General features: G+C 40.3%; 12 protein-coding genes and 2 pseudogenes. 7 read left to right on the top strand and 7 right to left on the bottom strand.

The annotated features are described in order from the left end of the window. Positions 1-152: 152 nt before the first annotated feature. Together AB6E54_RS13610 and rarD are read right to left on the bottom strand one after the other, a co-directional pair. Positions 153-1183, bottom strand: a pseudogene (locus AB6E54_RS13610) (IS630 family transposase). 98 nt (positions 1184-1281) lie between these two features. Continuing rightward, positions 1282-2211 (bottom strand): EamA family transporter RarD, encoded by a 930-nt coding sequence (rarD, locus tag AB6E54_RS13605; protein ID WP_086714197.1) that lies wholly within the window; start codon positions 2209-2211, stop codon positions 1282-1284. A gap of 1114 nt (positions 2212-3325) precedes the next feature. On the opposite strand from rarD, the gene AB6E54_RS13600 reads away from it, so the two are divergent. Both AB6E54_RS13600 and AB6E54_RS13595 read left to right on the top strand, forming a co-directional pair. Further along, the gene (locus tag AB6E54_RS13600) at positions 3326-4297 is read left to right on the top strand and encodes a LysR substrate-binding domain-containing protein (protein ID WP_086714196.1); all 972 of its coding nucleotides are present in this window, start codon (positions 3326-3328) and stop codon (positions 4295-4297) included. 168 nt (positions 4298-4465) lie between these two features. Continuing rightward, positions 4466-5173: an SDR family oxidoreductase gene (locus AB6E54_RS13595; RefSeq protein ID WP_086714195.1), complete on the top strand. Its 708-nt coding sequence runs from the start codon at positions 4466-4468 to the stop codon at positions 5171-5173. Positions 5174-5780: 607 nt separating this feature from the next. Here the strand turns inward: AB6E54_RS13595 and AB6E54_RS13590 are convergent. From AB6E54_RS13590 to AB6E54_RS13580, 3 genes are all read right to left on the bottom strand, one after another. Then, positions 5781-6530: a 3-oxoacyl-ACP reductase family protein gene (locus AB6E54_RS13590; protein ID WP_086714194.1), complete on the bottom strand. Its 750-nt coding sequence runs from the start codon at positions 6528-6530 to the stop codon at positions 5781-5783. Positions 6531-7012: 482 nt separating this feature from the next. Continuing rightward, positions 7013-8860, bottom strand: coding sequence for a hybrid-cluster NAD(P)-dependent oxidoreductase (locus tag AB6E54_RS13585; protein WP_102333506.1), 1848 nt, complete (start codon positions 8858-8860; stop codon positions 7013-7015). 108 nt (positions 8861-8968) lie between these two features. Beyond that, positions 8969-9736 carry a carbohydrate deacetylase gene (locus AB6E54_RS13580; RefSeq protein WP_086714192.1) on the bottom strand — a complete coding sequence of 256 codons (768 nt, stop codon included), beginning with the start codon at positions 9734-9736 and terminating at the stop codon, positions 8969-8971. A 210-nt stretch (positions 9737-9946) separates the two neighbouring features. Here AB6E54_RS13580 and AB6E54_RS13575 point away from each other — a divergent pair, with 210 nt between their 5' ends. Next, complete coding sequence (locus AB6E54_RS13575; RefSeq protein WP_086714191.1) at positions 9947-10840, top strand: LysR substrate-binding domain-containing protein; 894 nt, start codon at positions 9947-9949, stop codon at positions 10838-10840. Positions 10841-11001: 161 nt separating this feature from the next. Here the strand turns inward: AB6E54_RS13575 and AB6E54_RS13570 are convergent, their stop codons facing one another. Then, a complete protein-coding gene (locus tag AB6E54_RS13570) occupies positions 11002-11976 on the bottom strand; it encodes an alpha/beta fold hydrolase (protein WP_086714190.1) in 975 nt (324 codons plus the stop codon). A gap of 396 nt (positions 11977-12372) precedes the next feature. Between AB6E54_RS13570 and AB6E54_RS13565 the strand changes: the two genes are divergently transcribed. The 4 genes and pseudogenes from AB6E54_RS13565 (at position 12373) to AB6E54_RS13550 (ending at position 15317) form a co-directional block, all read left to right on the top strand. Then, the gene (locus tag AB6E54_RS13565) at positions 12373-12795 is read left to right on the top strand and encodes an IS1-like element transposase (RefSeq protein ID WP_086714189.1); all 423 of its coding nucleotides are present in this window, start codon (positions 12373-12375) and stop codon (positions 12793-12795) included. Positions 12796-12826: 31 nt separating this feature from the next. Continuing rightward, complete coding sequence (locus tag AB6E54_RS13560; RefSeq protein ID WP_086714188.1) at positions 12827-13996, top strand: MFS transporter; 1170 nt, start codon at positions 12827-12829, stop codon at positions 13994-13996. A 284-nt stretch (positions 13997-14280) separates the two neighbouring features. Further along, a pseudogene (locus AB6E54_RS13555) lies at positions 14281-15012 on the top strand (AzlC family ABC transporter permease). Next, positions 15009-15317 (top strand): AzlD family protein, encoded by a 309-nt coding sequence (locus AB6E54_RS13550; protein WP_086714187.1) that lies wholly within the window; start codon positions 15009-15011, stop codon positions 15315-15317. The pseudogene AB6E54_RS13555 and the gene AB6E54_RS13550 overlap by 4 nt, the downstream one beginning before the upstream one ends. A 390-nt stretch (positions 15318-15707) precedes the next feature. Here AB6E54_RS13550 and AB6E54_RS13545 read toward each other — a convergent pair whose 3' ends face one another. Further along, positions 15708-17213, bottom strand: coding sequence for an AbgT family transporter (locus AB6E54_RS13545; protein WP_102465043.1), 1506 nt, complete (start codon positions 17211-17213; stop codon positions 15708-15710). Positions 17214-17216: the final 3 nt, after the last annotated feature.

Below are 17216 nucleotides of genomic sequence, written 5' to 3'. Positions count from 1 at the left end.
TTCCCTTAAATAAGTTAAATAGATAATAAACCAGCCACTAATTCAAATATTATTGTTTGATATCAATTAGTTCACCTATTTCGAATTTTTATTATGAAACCAATCATCAAACAGCTTCGGTTAGTCGTTGAGTAACCAGGTACTATACCCAATCAACTTGAAGATGCTGGCTTGAACACCTGAAAATTATCATTTATTCGAGACGTCAAAGAGCTTGCGATCTCTGGAAGAGTCACGGTGCAAAATTCTCGATTGCTTCTCTGAATTCCCGTTTAGTTTTTAAATAAACGTTGTTCCTTGAATATTCGTTCATCACCTTCCAAAGCCGCTCGATTGGATTTAGATTTGGACTATAAGGTGGAAGGTAGTGAAGCTTAATATTCAAGACAAAAGCAGCATTTCTGACTAAATCACTACGATGGTACCCCGCACCATCTAAGATAATGTGGAGCTTGTGTTCCAATGGATAACGTTCTCTAATTTGGCAGAAAAATCGAACGATGCTTTCACTGTTTATGGTCTCGTAATCATTAATAATAGTGCCGCCAATGTCGTTAAGATTCAAAGCACCAATGAGGTTGAGACGACTTCGACTTCCCGTTGTTTCAACGGCTTTATCATGCCCTGTTCGTATCCAACCATGTGATATTTTGGTTGCTTGAGTAGGATGGACGGCATCAATGAATAAAATCGATTCATCTTTACTACAGCTTGCTTTGAGCGCTTCATAAGCCTCAATAAAAGCTTTCTGTTTGGTTTCATCGAATTTATGAGGTACGCCTTTGGGCATCTTGTAGCTGAAACCATTTTGGTGAAGCCACTTGTTCATCCCTGCAACACTATATTGCACTCGATAAACTGTGAAAACATGAGCAACAATCTCACGCGTATGATGATAGATGTGCACGGTTAGGTGTGTGATTAAACTTTGGGTTTGCTGCTGAGATAGGTAGTTTTTTGAGCCACCGTTTTCAGGCTTGAGCTTGTTCGATAGCGAGTAATCTTTGAGATGCTGTCTAACCGTTGTTTCATGGATAAGTAGTGCATCGGCAATTTCTTCAGGACTCCACCCGTTACTGGCATGAATAACAGCTTTGATACGGTCGCGAACTCGATCATCACGAGTTGTATCATGTTGGTTAATCAGCGTAAGCTTTTGTTCATTGGATAGAGTTATTTTCATGTCACCTAGCATGATCCTCATTTTGGCTAAAATCAAGCATCTTCAATGATCACGGGTATAGATCTTATTAACTCGTACCCAAATTTTACTAATCTAGTTTACCTAAACCTTTTAATCCCATCTAATACGAGTGCGAACAGTGATAACGTAATCAACAAATAAGTTGGTATTTCTTGTACTGTAATAGCGTCACCAATCAATAACCCAACAACAAAAATAAAAGCAGGCTCAACGTAACCAAGCAACCCAAAGACAGAAACTGACAATTTAGAGTAAGCGTACAGATAGCAAAGCATAGGTATTACAGATACGATACCTAAGCCAGCATAATATGCATAATTACCGACAGAAAGAGATAAAGAAAAGTCTAATGGATAGAGCAAGAAAAAACCGAACAAAGCCAATGGCATAAGGAATAGGTGATCTACAGCCAATCCAATATCGGTAGCTAATGGTATTGTTTTTCGGTGCATAAAATAAGCTGGGTAACCCAAAGCTATCACTAGTACCACCCAAGAGATTCCGTCGGATAAAGCATACGTATAAAGCGTACCCGACAGTGCGAGATAACACGCTAGCTTTTGATAAAAAGACAACGTTTCTCGATATACCAATCGACCAATTAAAACCATTACGATTGGCATCGTAAAATAGCCTAATGCAAGAGACAAAGTCTCTCCATTCACAGGCGCCCAAACAAACAACCAGTATTGCGGTGCAACCAAAAGTGCTGAAACACAGTATTTGGGCCACATTTTCCACACCTTTAAAGCTTGCAGTAGTAGGTGAGTTCTTTTGGAGATAAATAATAATAAGCAGAGTAACATTGTACTCCACAGTATACGCTGCACTGCTAACCAATGGCTTTCCCCCCCTGTAATCTCACTTGGGGGCAGTGGTGGTTGAAACTGGACATATACAGGTATGAATGCAAACAAAAATGAACAAAGAATAGATGCTATAATACCTTTGGTTTCTGCTGGCAAGGTTTTAATGTGGCACTTTAATGAAAAATAGAAACACGTCATGATTAATATGGCCTTTTTTACGGCGCTGCGTTCAAGAAAATACTAGTTTTTTAATTTATTGTTTTATTGGATCGTTATCAATCGAACGAACTAAAACATTAAAAATAAGTGCCACTTAGAAAATCTAAATAGTCCACGCATGCCAATTCATCTTAATTAAATTAATAAATGAGTGACTGACTGATTCTCACCCATTAAATCTATAGGTATATAAACCATTCACGCAATGCATTGCAAATAAAAAACCAACCTGGCTTATATTTTTTAATACCTTATTTAAATTAGCAATTTTTATTAAAACCAGTTTAAAATATCAACACAGAGTTATAAGAAAAATTTTCATTACAAATTTGTCTAGATATTTTTTCGGTTACCACTTTCATTCTCACTCCCATAAAATCATTACTAGTACCCTTACTACCATTTATCTTTTATTTCAAAGAATTGTTTAAAGAGCAGGCATCATAGTTCAAATCTAACCGTCAATTAAGACCACATAGAAATAAACACACAGTCCCCGCAGGACTTAATCATTAATAACAAAGTCAGACAAGTACACCCAACCTAAGCACCTGTTTTATATTGATTTGTTATATTTTAAACTGAAGTACCCTGGTAGAGAAGTGGTACAAAAAAATTAGATAGTATTTTAATTTTACATAAAAACCGCCTTGCCAAATGGGAGGAAATATGACACATTCCTCAAAGAAAACGGTATATACCATTACAATTCAGCTCCCAATTTTATTACGTAGCGAGATGACTTAACATCATGAAAAATGTTTAAAAAATATCAAACAATAGAAATATCTTTTACATTATACAAAGTAATCAGAGCTCACAATAGATTATCTAGAACAGAAGTTACACTTCCAACTAACAAGAAAAAATGATTAATGATGACTGAAAAAGGTGACGCCTTAAAGTTGAATATTTTTCCTGGTTTTAACTTTAAATTAAGTGAATGATTTATAAAAAGACACTTTTATTTTTTAACTTAATTTTACTTTTAAAAAAACTTACAGTGGCGTTGCGCCTAATACCTATTTTTTAATTAATACACCCCTTCAGCTAGAGTTCACGCTATAAAACCATATATAACAAGGAGCAGAAAATGAAACTACAGCAACTTCGTTACATTAATGAAATAAAAAAAAATGGGTATAACATATCTCTTACATCACATCAGCTATATACGTCTCAGCCCGGTATCAGTAAACAAGTTTCACTTTTAGAGGATGAACTGGGCGTGAAAATTTTTGATCGACAAGGTAAACACTTATCTGGTCCTACAAATGTCGGTAAGGAAATCCTAAACGAAGCCATTAAAATCTTAGAGATTGAGGATAGAATCAAGGCTATTTCATCCGAAGTTACATCCCCAAAAAAAGGGAAACTCAATATCTTTACAACTAACGCCATTGCAAATTTCATACTACCTAAAAGCGTCCGTTACTTACTGACAAGCTACCCAAATGTGTCTCTGCACATGTCGACAATCGAACCAAGTCATCTTAATAATTCCTTGCCGGCTGGACCCGGTGATATTGCGATTGTGGCTCAGGATATTGAAGAGATGACAGGCCTAACGGTACTCCCAGTTTACAAGTGGTCATTGAGCTTAATTATCCCTTCTGAACATCCACTATCAAAGACACACACATTAACCCTTGAACAAATAGCAAAAGAAAAACTCATTAGCTATGAATTAAAATCAACAGGGCGAATCGCTATAGACAATACGTTTTCTCAACTAGGCCTAACCCCAGATTATATTGTCACAGCAATGGATGTAGAGGTAATAAAAGAATATGTCAGTAAAGGGGTCGGTATTGGTATCATAGCGTCAGTTGCTGCCCACTCAATAGATGATTCTTTTACCGTACGCTCATTAGAAGGATTTTTTCCCGATTGTTACGCATGGCTTTGTTTTGGTAAAAACGTGTATTTGCAGACATACATGTATGATTTTATCGAAAAGCTTGCACCACACCTCACAAAAGTAGTGATTGAACAAACCAAGCATATGACTAAGTCGGAAATAATAGATTGGTTTAAGACTGTCCCTCTACATACTTATAAGTAACAACCATTACCCTCTCAAGTCATTAAGAATGTGACACATAACCTCCAACTGTTTATTATATGCAAAAATTTGCACTACTATCTATTTTTTATGAGATATGTTCGTATTCAAGAAAATCTTAGATACGTTACTTCAACAACGTCTCATACGTTAAATTAGGAGCTCACCATGACTAAAGTTGCCATAATTACAGGATCTAGCCGCGGTATCGGGAAAAAAATTTCTCACTATTTCGCTCAGGAAGGATACTCTTTAATTTTAATGTCCTTGAATAAGCTGAATCTTGAACAGGCAAAAGTAGAAATAAACACACTCTTTCCATCGTGCAACGTAGAAGTAGTGCCTATCGATTTCAACGTCCCGTCCGAGGTAGAAGCAACAATCACATCAATCATCAAAAAAAATAAAAACATTGAGGTCATGGTCAATAGCGCTGGTATTTTGGCAGCAGGCAACACTAAACTACCTTTAGTCAAACTTTCTGAATTAATGAATGTAAACCTACTGTCTACCATCACTGCTTGTAATATCGTTGCAGAACAAATGAAAAAACAAAGGTTTGGAGAAATATATAACATCGGTTCCACTGCAGGTTTGACGCCAGTCCCCAAAATAGCCGCTTATGCAGCTTCAAAAGCGGCCATTGTCAGTTATAGCGAGTCGCTCTATCATGAGCTTCTCCCATTTGGTGTAAAAGTTTGTTGTTTATGCCCAAGTGTCGTAAACACAGACATGACTAACGATGGTCGAATTGATAATAAATTAAAAATTGAAACTCAAGATTTAACAAAAGCACTCGATTTTATTCGAAGCTTATCTTCTGCGGCAGCCGTAAGCACACTCTCCATACGCTGTCGTATCATAGACTTAGAGTAATAAAGAACGTTCAGAGAAACTCTAACACCTTTAATACCATACTTAACATCACTGTAGTGGTCTATAACGGCCATCGTTCGACTATAAAAAGTTAGAGTAACCTGGGAGGTCTACACCAATATTCCTAGACACTGAATTAAGTGATCACTAACGACTTAAACAACGACGTCTAAGGAAACTAGAATCCTTAAATTAAAAGGAGATGCAACAAAACTAGCAGAGAAAGTGAGAAGGGCTGTGGCAACAAGACAGCTTTATTTACATGAATATCAAATCGACGCTTGGTGAAAGAATTCGAAGGAAGACTCTAAACTAATCAGCAAGAGCGAGGAGCTAGCAGCAGATGCTGCCAAGCTCAAACGGCAGCTAATCGAATGGGCAGAAGAACTAGAAACTGGACAAAGAGCCACCACCATCCTCGAAAAACTCTAAAGTAAGGTATCGGTTAATGCGGGGGTCTCTCCTACTGGAGCAGATTAAAACCAATAGCTTCTAAATGACTGACCTATGAAATAGGCCAATCATCATACTTATATTTACTCATCACGTATTGATGATTACATGAAGTTAGACTGATAGTAACGAGTTACTCGACCACATATTTTTATTAAGCGGAAAAGCCACCGTCGATCATCAAATCAGCACCAGTGATGTAACCCGCTTCTGAGCTAGCGACGAATGCTACTAAGCTAGCAATCTCCTCCACTTGACCATAACGACCAAGTGCACCGATAGCTTTTACAGGCTCTGAAGTATCGCCATTGTCTGGGTTTAAGTCAGTATCGACCGGACCAGGTAAAATGTTGTTGACCGTAATACCTCTAGGGCCGAGATCGCGAGAGAGACCTTTGGCCAATCCGGTTAGTGCAGACTTGCTCATTCCATATATAGAACCGCCAGCAAAAGGAATACGCTGAGCATTAGTACTACTGATATTAATTATTCTGCCATGATTATTCATATGCTTCGAGGCTTCATGAATAGCTACAAATACACTTCGTACGTTAGTATTGATGGTCTTGTCCCAATCATCCATCGTCAAATTTTCTATATTATCCCAGATAAGCGTACCTGAATTGTTTACGACAACATCAATCTTACCAAGTTGCTTGATGGTTTCACTGATTGCATTTCTGATATCTTCCGGCTTCGTGCTATCCGCTTTTATCGCGATAACTTTACCACCTTTTGAAATTAAGCTATCAGCAAGGTCTTTTGCTTTACCCTGGGATGACACAAACGTAAAAGCAACAGACGCGCCCTCTAAAGCCAATCTCTCAACAATCGCAGCACCAATACCGCGACTGCCGCCTTGGATAAATGCAACCTTACCTTTAAATCTATTTAAGTTGTTCATTATGTTTGCCTTAATTAAAAGTAGTCAATGTGAATCATCTTTTTAATGTCTGCATCATAACCGATTAAATCTCAATTATTAAGTCCTTAAAGTTAAAATCAAAAAGTCCCTATAGGAACTAATTGTAAATACAAAGTCAGCTTATAGAAGTTTGTCACTTGGTTATCGTAGCGAAGTTAAGCAATTTTGCCCAAGTTACTAGAATTAACATCCAAGTTCGAGTCATTCGATTTATCGCTCACCTTTAATCGTCGCCCTACTGATTTTATCAGTAACGGGGTGCTCCTGTGACTCGAGCTAGCTACTTAGATAAGAGCATTAGGAAAGGAGCGATCATTTTTATCTAGATAAAAACGCCTTACATTCTACCTAAAATAAGAGTAAATCAGATATTTTAGGTGTCATTGTTTTTAGTTAGATCAACGATATTGAGGCCACTATCAAAGTTTGATAGTGGCCTCAATCATCATAAAACCTACATACTAGCTAACAATATTTACATTTGTCTTAGGTATCGCGCAGCAAGCTAGGGCCATTCCTTTCGCCTTATCACTGTCTTCAATTCCTGGGGCATCGGGCTGGTAAACCTCTCCTGATTTCACAGTGACTTTGCAGGCGCCGCAGAAACCAGCTCTGCAGTTATTCGAAATAGAAAGCCCTGCTGCTTCAGCTTGCTCCAGAACGGTGCGCTGGTTGCTTCCTTCAAACACGACACCATCAAGGTTGATTTGAACCCTTTTCTCGCTCCCGTCCGCCACTCTTGCAACGCCAAATGTCTCTTGATGGTACTGTTCTTCGGGCAGCCCACTCTCTATCATCAAGCGCTTTACACTCTCCATGAAACCACTAGGACCACATACAAAAACTTGACGTTTGTGAAACTCTGAAATTTGATTTAAATGAGTACGACTAAAATGCCCCTTTTCGCCTAGCCAATCAGTTGATGGCTCGCTAAGGGCTAGAGTCACAGTGACATTGGCGTGTTGTTTTTCTAGCATAAGGAGCTCTTCCATGAATGGAATATCCGCTTTCGTCAAACATTGATGATAAAACGCAATATCACGCGTGTCTCGTTGGTCTGTCAAATACCGAAGCATAGCGATCATGGGCGTCACACCGCTACCGGCAGAAAGCAGCAACAGCGGCTCATTCGATTCTTTAGTAATATGAAAAGTGCCTTTGGGTTGATCCGCAATAATGGTATGGCCAACTTGTAAGTGGTTGAACAACCAGTTGGAAACTTCACCACCATGGACTCGTTTCACTGAAATCGACAAACGTTCTGGCCGAGAGGGGCTAGATGACAGCGTATACATTCGTTTGGTCAGTTTGCCATTAATCATGAGCTCAATAGGAAGATGTTGCCCCGCTTTATACTCAGGCACCATGCCGCTTTTGGGCTCAAACCAAAATGTCTCGAAACTTCTTGCCACTGATTCTCTTTCAACGCAAATCAACTCTTGTTTTTTGGCATCGAGATCTTCATAAAACTCCTTGGATTTATACTCAAGTACTTCGATAGCATCATTGATGGAGACAACACCTTCGTTTTTCGCTACAAGGTTTTGCCCGAAAAATATTTTGCCTTGCTCGTTGGCTCTAAAGCGCGAAAAGGTCGTCAATGGCTCTTTACTGTTCCTAAACTCTCCATTTTCCAGATCAAGTGTCGTTAAAATGCACCGCTCACACGGCTCTACAATTTCAAATTCGACATCACCTATTTTGATACGCTTCCATGAGTCTTCGATAAAAGGTTCGTCTGATTGCACCACCAGGTTGGTACGAAACTGTTCCATGGTGTGAACTTCGCTGCTGCGTCTATTTAGCTCCGCTAATGAGCCAGAGCTAATAAGCAAAACAGGAAATCCGTCGGCAAAGCTCACATTATGACCAAGATTTTCTTTCACACGCTTAGATTGCTCGCCAGTAAACAGTAACTCAACTCGCTTCCCAATTACTTGGCTAAACCAGTCATTCGCTTCATCGGTTGTTGTGTAGGCTGAAAAGCTGTCCCTCCAAACACTGGCATCTGTCGCCTGCATTTTGAAGGTAGAGTAGTGTAATTTTAGTGCCGCCAGCCCAGGGTAAGAAAAAATGACACCGGTTGGCATTAGACTAGAACTCACCTTCACCATATTTGGATACTGGCGCGCCGTCACCATGGTTGGGTATTTAGCCGAGGCGGAGACATCATCACCAGTTAACGCCAACATAAAGCGACGATCAAAAACAAGGCCTTGCTTTTCGACCCATGAAGAAGAGAGAGAAAGCCCGCCAATGGATTTGACTGGATAGATATTAACTTGGGAAAGTACGGTAGGATTTACCACAATGTCACCCTTTATTATTGTGTTGACTTATTGAACCGAAAGGAACTGTTTTAACGACCTAACAAGGCAGATGGTTTATCTTGTCGCTACGAAGATTACCTCGCGGACTTAAGCATGAAGCGCATCGAAACCAACGCATTCAATACCATTTTTTCTTAGCCAGAGAGAAAACTCATCGCTGGTTAAAATCTTCCACTCTTCAACACGAGCATGAGCATAGCTAGAGATTTCCTCTAGCTCTTCAGTTAGCGTCCTTGCTGGGTGGCACATTAATTCAATCGTACTGTTAGGCATGCTGTCTTGATAAGCCAGCAATACTGCTTTGAGGTATTCAATATTGACACCTTCAGCATGAAAGCCCATATCAAACGCATCTGGGGTAGGAACCGACAGTAAACTTTGACCCTGTATAAAGCTATCAATACGCCTAACTGGAAGACCTATTTCATTCGCTGCCTGCGTGAAACCTATCTTAAGAGGACGGTAGGCACCAGCAAAATGGTGGCTATCGATATGATTAATATTAAATCCCGCGTCTAAAGCCGCTTGATATTGCGCCATACACTCTCTAAAGACTTCATCAGAAGACACATCAGATTTATTAAACAGGGCCTTTCTATCAAAAAAATGACCATTCTCGTCAACCAGTGTTGGAATTAATTTAGGGGACGATATTGATTTACCTGATGTCACTGTAAAATGCAGTCCAACTTCATGAATAAGACCACGCTGATAGAGTTGTGACGCGTGAGATACACCAGGTTGGTTCATCATTATGGTGGTCGATTTTACGGTCCCGGCGCGAAAACAATCAGCGATACCCAAGTTTACAGATTCCGTCAGACCGAAATCATCAGCGTTTAATATAAGTTTCATCGTATCTTGTCCAATTTATAAATAATCAATTCTTGTAACGTATCTATAAGACCCGACGTCTATTTTAAACATCTCACACAACAACTTTGCGTTTGTTGATTGAGTAAAATTTAACACTTCGCCCATGACCCATTACAAAAATTACTCTATAATAGCTAAAAGCTTCTGACAAACGAACAAAACTTCAATATAAATTAACTAGAGTAATGCATGAACTTAGTGACCAATCAACAACAACAGCTTTCTCTTCTTCATACTTTTAGCGTTGCAGCGCGCCACTTGAGTTTTACCCAAGCAGCAGAGGAGCTCTTTATTACTCAAAGCGGAGTCAGTCAGAGAATAAAAAAACTGGAAATACAGCTTCAATTCAATCTGTTTATTCGAAAGACCCGAAAGCTAGAGCTCACCCCAGAGGGGCAAAGAGTTCTGAGTGTTTTAAACTCATCATTTGAGTCCATATTTTCCACCCTCTCTGACATTCAAACCGGAGAGCTGACTGGTAGCTTACATATAGCCACATCACCTTATTTCGCCTCTGCTTGGCTGATCCCGAGACTCCCCTCACTTCGTCAGCAATACCCACACTTAAGCATCAAGCTGCAAACCAAACAAAACCAATCTGATTTTGAATTTGAGCCATACGATGTAGCTATTTTTTATAGTAAAGGAGAATACCCAAATCACTACAGTGAGCGTTTATTTTCTGGAAAGAGAACACCTGTGTGCAGTGCTGACTACGCCGAGGAGCATTGTCTTAACAATGGAATCAATACTCTATCAGACGTTAATTTTATCCATAGAGGGGATACAAGTGCGTGGCAGTATTGGTTAGATGAGATAAGTGTAGGCATCGACTGCGAAAAGCGATGTGATTTCTATAGTGATAACAGACTGGCGATGGAAGCAGCGGAATTATCACTCGGTGTGTTTCTTGCTCGATTAGAATTTGCGCTGCCTTTAATTCAAGCGGGTAAGTTAGTCGCGCCATTTCCACATATTGAATCAGGAAAAGGCTACGATTTGGTTTGCCCTAAAGGAATGGAAACCAGAGCGAAGTTCCAAGCGTTTTCTCGCTGGGTACATTCTGAGATAGACAACGGATAAAGAGTTCTCGTTATATTGCTACATAACCGAGTACAAATTATAAGCAGTTCAAATATAAAAATACCCTAGAGTGGCTCTAGGGTACGAATTAACAATGATAGGCAATCTACGACAGTAATCAAGACTGCATTGTCAACAAAACTTAGCTCTCGTTTTGTAAGTTATTTTTTGTTAAAAAAATCAATAACTAGATCTTCAACCTGGACTGGACACTCCTCCATCAACCAGTGACCACATGACTCCAACACATGACCTTGAACATCATTAGCATATTCTTTCATTTGATTAAATTGAGTCGCTCCTAAACTGCCTTGACCATTACCTGATATCGTCAGAATCGGCATTTTCAACAAGTTATTCTCTGATAGATTGTCATTTTGAATCACAGATTCAGGAAGTGCTCTGTAATACTCAAAAGCAGCGTTTAGAGTTTGAGGTTTTTTATAAGATTCCGCATACATACCGAACAGTTCATCTGAAAATGCATTCTTATTCTCTGCATGCTCAAGAATGAAGTGCTTAAAAAACTTATCTTCATTGCCTGATATAAGTGATTCAGCCAATTCGTTTTTCGCAGAGAAAAAGCTAAAGTGCCACGCGGTCGACTCTCCCTGAGGAGTATAAGCTGGGAACGTGTATATTAAGTCGCTTGGTACGATGGTCTCCAGTAGAGCGACCTTATCAATATCATTCTGATGTTGAGCTAGCATAGGATATGTGACCCAGCCACCAATATCATGAGCTATGACATTGAATTTATCATCCGGGCTAAAGGTCTTAGCTAAAGAATGGATATAAGGTGATACGTCCTGCCCTGTATAAGTGGAGTCTAGCGGCTCAGATAAACCAAGACCTGGAAGATCCATAGCAATAACTTGGTAATCTTCTGCTAATTTAGGCATTAACTGGTGCCATTCGTACCATGACTGAGCAAAGCCATGGACCATTACCAATAAAGGCCCTTCCCCTCCAATTACATAATGAAGCTTCACTCCGTTAACTTCTTTAAAGCTGCTTTCAAAACCAGAAGGAATTGGAAACTCACTGTCCGCTTGACTCTGCTCATTACCCGCAAAAGCCATTGAGGAAAGTAAAATGCCCGATGCGACTAAAAGTGTTTTCTTCCATTTTTTCATAAAGTTAAATCATCTCATAACGTGTTAAGTCGATATGCACTTAAAGTTAATGGCATACCGAAGCAGGGCGCAAAATGTGTCATGATGTTTCAGAGCAGTCAACAGGACATTTCTTAACAAATTAGAGTAACGCCTTCATTTCGCGCACTAATCCTCCCAACAGCCACCAAAGAAAAATTGAATATAAAAAACATTAAAAACAATAACTTAACTAGTTTCATTCTATTTCTGATTTGGCGACCGATACCTCTAAATAACACATTAAGTCCCAATTGGAATATCTATTAATAAACATTAAGACTTAATTGAATTCATTTTATCCGTTATTATGCTGTCCAAGTTGATAATTAAATTTAAACGACTACAGATATCTTTTGGTGAGATTTAAGGTTCCATGTGACAACGAATAAACCCAACTGCCGCTTCTGTCATAAGAGTGACAGTGTCATAAAGCATGGTTATGGCCCCAATGGCCATCAACGATTTCGCTGTCTTGCTTGCCGCCGTACCTTTCAAGTGAATTATTGTTACGAGGCCTGCAAACCAGGAATTCGAAATAGGATTATTGAAATGACCGCACAAAACCATGGAAAGCGAGAAACCAGTCGTCATTTACACGTTGCCTACAACACAGTTCTAAGCACATGTCATCGGGTAAGAAAAAAGTCTCCACCCTTTGATAATACGAATTCTGATACGTTGCCGAATTCAATCACATTGAAAACGGCATTTTTATTGGATAAAAAACAACATTTTTGTGCCACTTTTCCAACACTTGGACTTAGGGCTCTAACAACAACCAATATCGACGGTACGTAATTACCGCATATTAATAATTTGAGTTGAAACAATGAAAAAACAAAGCTTGTTTATCTTTGCTCTATCTTTAGCCGTTTTTGGCGTTATCACGACAGAGCTTGGTATTATTGGTCTCCTTCCACAAGTCATGAAAGACTTCAATATTGATGTACAAGAAGCTGGTCTATTAGTCAGTGTCTACGCTATTGTCGTCGCGGTGAGTGGCCCCTTTATTACGTTAATGATGTCTGGATGGAATAGAAAGCATGTTCTAGTCGGCATTTTGTCTCTATTCGTTGTCTCTAACCTTGTGTACGCTATGACGCAAGATTACACAACCATGATGATATTTCGCGTTCTACCGGCGTTAGTACATGCTGTATTCTTTTCTGTCGCTTTAGTGGTTGTCACATCAATGGTTCCAGTTGAAGAACAAAGCAACGCCGCTGCTAAAGTTTTTGGTGGAGTAGCCGTAGGATTAGTCTTTGGTATTCCGATTAGTGCTTTTCTTGCTGAAGAATATTCTCTCGCTTATGCCTTTTACTTTGGTTTAGCCGCTTGCGCCATTGCGTTAGTGAGTGTGATGTTCTTGATGGAAAGTGCTCCCGTTAAGGAAAAAATGTCATTCGGCTCTCAAGTAACTATCTTACGCAGCAAATCAATGTGGTTGTCATTATTCACCGTTATATTCATCTTTGCAGCGATGTTTTCTTCGTACAGTTTTATTACTCAATACTTAAGTACTGTAACGAATATGAACGGTACGTGGATTAGTGCAATGCTGATGGTGTTTGGTATCTTTGGTATCTTTGGAAACTTCATTTTTGGTAAGCTACTCAGTAAAAATATTCTTAAAACAGTGATGCTGTACCCTATAATATTCGGTCTTACCTTCATAATTGTTTACTTCATGGGGTTCTCATTCTACTTTATGATCGGCATGGTCGCGTTTTGGGGTGCAGTGCATTCTGCAGGATTGATCGTGAGCCAGACATGGATAATGGAAAATGCAGGTGATTCAAAAGTATTTGCAAATAGCCTCTTTGTGTCTTTTTCTAACTTAGGAATTACTCTTGGCTCAGTTATCGCGGGATGGTTTATCTCTCAATTCGGCGTAGAAAATCTATTTTTATCAAGCTTAGTCTTTACGATGTTAGCATTAGTTAGCATCTTACTTAACCAGAAGAAAAGTTCAGATCTCAAACTTTCAAAAGTGAATTAGTCTATGAAAATGCGGCTTTCGTGACTAGAGCCTTAATCACGAAAGCCTGCATTATTTTTGAGTTTCCATCCCCCAAACAGCTGTTCAGATCGTAGGGGCTTGTTTATTTCTCCTGAATTACGTACAAAGCCCTTTCAAGATCCTATCTTCACCACCGTTTATGTTTTTTCATCTGTGACATAACGTTTGAAAGCCTAACTAATTGATGTTAAACATGCGGCTTAAAAAATAACAACAAAGATCCTTCAATGGATCTGCTCTTTTGCCTACTGGCTAGGACCTCTATGACAGAAAACACTCAACACCTTCAACGCTCCTCGATTGAGTTACACGAGTTTACACGTACCGACATCTGGAGCGGCTTCACCCAACTTTTGCCTCTCTCTATGTTTGTGATCGTATTTGGTTTCGCATTCGGTGTCGCTGCAGTACAAACTGGACTGAATTCTTTTCCAACTATGTTAATGAGCACACTTGTTTTTGCAGGTGCTTCACAGTTTGCTACGTTGGATATGTGGGGAGCAGAAGTCCCCCTTATTCCAGTTCTTATTACCGTATTTGCGATCAATGCTCGCCACCTTTTGATGGGGGCCACGCTATATCCTTAGTTACGTCAACTCCCCCCGACAAAACGATATGGTGTGATGTTGATAGCTTCGGACGCAAACTGGGCAATGGCACTCCATGCCTTTGGAAGGAAGGAACCCGGTTTTGGATTGCTCGTTGGCGGTGGTTTAGCACTTTGGTTATTTTGGATCATCGGCACTTGGGTTGGCATTTACTTTGGCAGCGTAATCCAAGATCCAGTGGGGCTTGGGCTCGATATGGTTATGGGCTGCTTTTTACTTTCCATGGTCGTCGTTGGGCCTAAAAACTCAAGAATCTTTATTATTTGGGCCACAGCAGCGGCATCTTCAATATTGGCATATTGGTATTTACCTGAAAACAGCCATGTTGTTGTTGGTGCTATTTCTGGTGGGGTGTTGGGTGCTTGTTGGAAGGAGAAGAAATCATGAGTATTGAAACAAATGTTGGTGGTACTTTATTGATAATCATTGCAATGGCATTGGTCACATTAGCTACACGCTGGGGTGGTGTATATGTCATGTCATTTGTTCCAATTAGCGAGCGTGTTCAACGTTTTATTACAGCGATGTCAGGTTCTGTATTAGTCGCCCTTCTCACACCTCTTGCCGTAGAAGGTGACAACGGAGCTAGAGCTGCACTCTTTTCTACAGCTGTCGTCATGTTCGTCATCAAAAAACCTCTACCAGCAATCGCAGCAGGAATCATTGCCGCGGCGGCAGTACGATCTTTGTAGCCATTACCACTACTACGAAACTCCCCAAATAGCTAAACCACATCTGCGCCTTGGTCACATCTTTCGATGCTATCAAGGCTTACCCAATACCTGAAAGTGACGGATATAAACCAAGTGATCTGCACCAGTCTGACTGGTGCAGATCAGTATGACGGTTGTTCATTATTGTTACAACCCAATAGAGATAGAGTGGTCAAAGAAATAAAAATAATTTTGTTAAAAAAGCTCATAATCTAATCGCCTATACATAACAATTCCATTACAGTAGCGACATGATACTTGTCTGAAACTTCTCGAGCAAGTGAGTCTACCCCTGCTTTTCCAGTTGGTTATTACAATCCACATCACCCACATCAATATAACAATGGATTTACACAGAATTAGTCAAGTCTATAACCCCATCGGCCACTGCAATACGTATACCCAAACTAGTAGTAAGGTCGTCCACACCAACAAAAACGCCAAGCTAAAAGGCAACATTAATGACATCAGGGTACCTAATTTAGCCTCCTTATCGTAATCTTGTGCGGCCGCTAAAATTAACCCGAGATAGCCAAACAGTGGGCTAATAATGTTGGTGACTGAGTCTCCAATCCGAAACGCCGCCTGTGTCACTTCTAGTGGAATGCCGACATAGAACAATGAAGGGATCAATACGGGCGCTATCATGCTCCATTGAACAATCGGAGATCCCATAAAGATATTCAGAAAGGCACACAAAATAACGACCAATAAGAGAATTATTGCTGGATGTAGTTGTACCTCTGTCACTAAGCTACTCATCGACATGGCTAATACACCCGACAACTGGCTGAGCTTGAAGAGGTAGATCATCTGCGACGCAACAAAGATGATCAGTAAAAACACTCCAAGTTGGCTCATGCTTTTTTGACAAGCATTCAGCAGATCGCGCTCGCACTTGAAGCTTCCAGAGAGGTAGCCATAGGCTAATCCACTTAAACCAAATGTAACGGCAATAATAATAGGTAGTCCACGCATCACTTCGCTGCGTCCTAAAGGTTGGCCTTCGTATGGGGCTAGCCAGCCGTTGGGTAGGACGGTTGAAAGTACAACAAACACGGCAACCATGACGAATACAACGGCTGCGGCCCACATGGCTTTGTCATTATTGGCAGCTTTGTTGTTATCGAAATCATAGCTGTCAGTGAACCTTTGTTCAGGCGTAGCATAATGGCATGCGAATCGACTTTGACGCTTTTCAACGATATTAATCGAAACAAACGAGCCTACTAAAACGAGAGCGAATACGCTGGCACTCATAAAAAAATAGTTAGCCAGAGGGCTGACGATAATAGTCGGATCAATCAGTTGAGCAGCAGAGGTCGTGATGCCTGCAATCACAACGTCATAAGTGGTTAAGAATACGGTGGCGTGAGTTCCCCCTGCTACCCCCGCAAATGCGGTGGCAAGCCCAGCAAGCGGCGGGCGATTGGCGGCTTGGTATGCTCGACAAGCCAAGGGGATGAGTACAATATAGCCTACAGAACCGACGACATTCGATAAAATGCCCAAGATCATGATGCTTACTGTCAGCTGCCACTTGCCGGTTTTACTGACTAACCGCTGAACGGAGTAACTGATGAGGCCAGAAGAGTCCGCCAAGCCAATTCCAATGGTGGCAATAATGACGACGCCTAATGGTGGGAAGCTGATGAACTCTTTGACGCTGCCACCGAGCCAAGTTCTTACCGCCTCTAAAGACAACAGGTTGTTGACGTGTTCAATGTTTCCACCGGGCAGTGTGTAAGAGACTTGGGCGTTGGACGTGAAGAATGAGGTTACTATGATTATCAACGACAACCATAGAAACAAGAAGACAGGATGGGGAAGTTTATTTCCCCATCGCTCTAACTTATCAAAAAATGTATTTGGCATCAG

The sequence above is a fragment of the Vibrio sp. 10N.247.311.49 genome, from assembly GCF_041467655.1.
GTDB lineage: Bacteria > Pseudomonadota > Gammaproteobacteria > Enterobacterales > Vibrionaceae > Vibrio > Vibrio crassostreae_C.
This window is presented reverse-complemented; position numbering and strand designations above follow the sequence as displayed.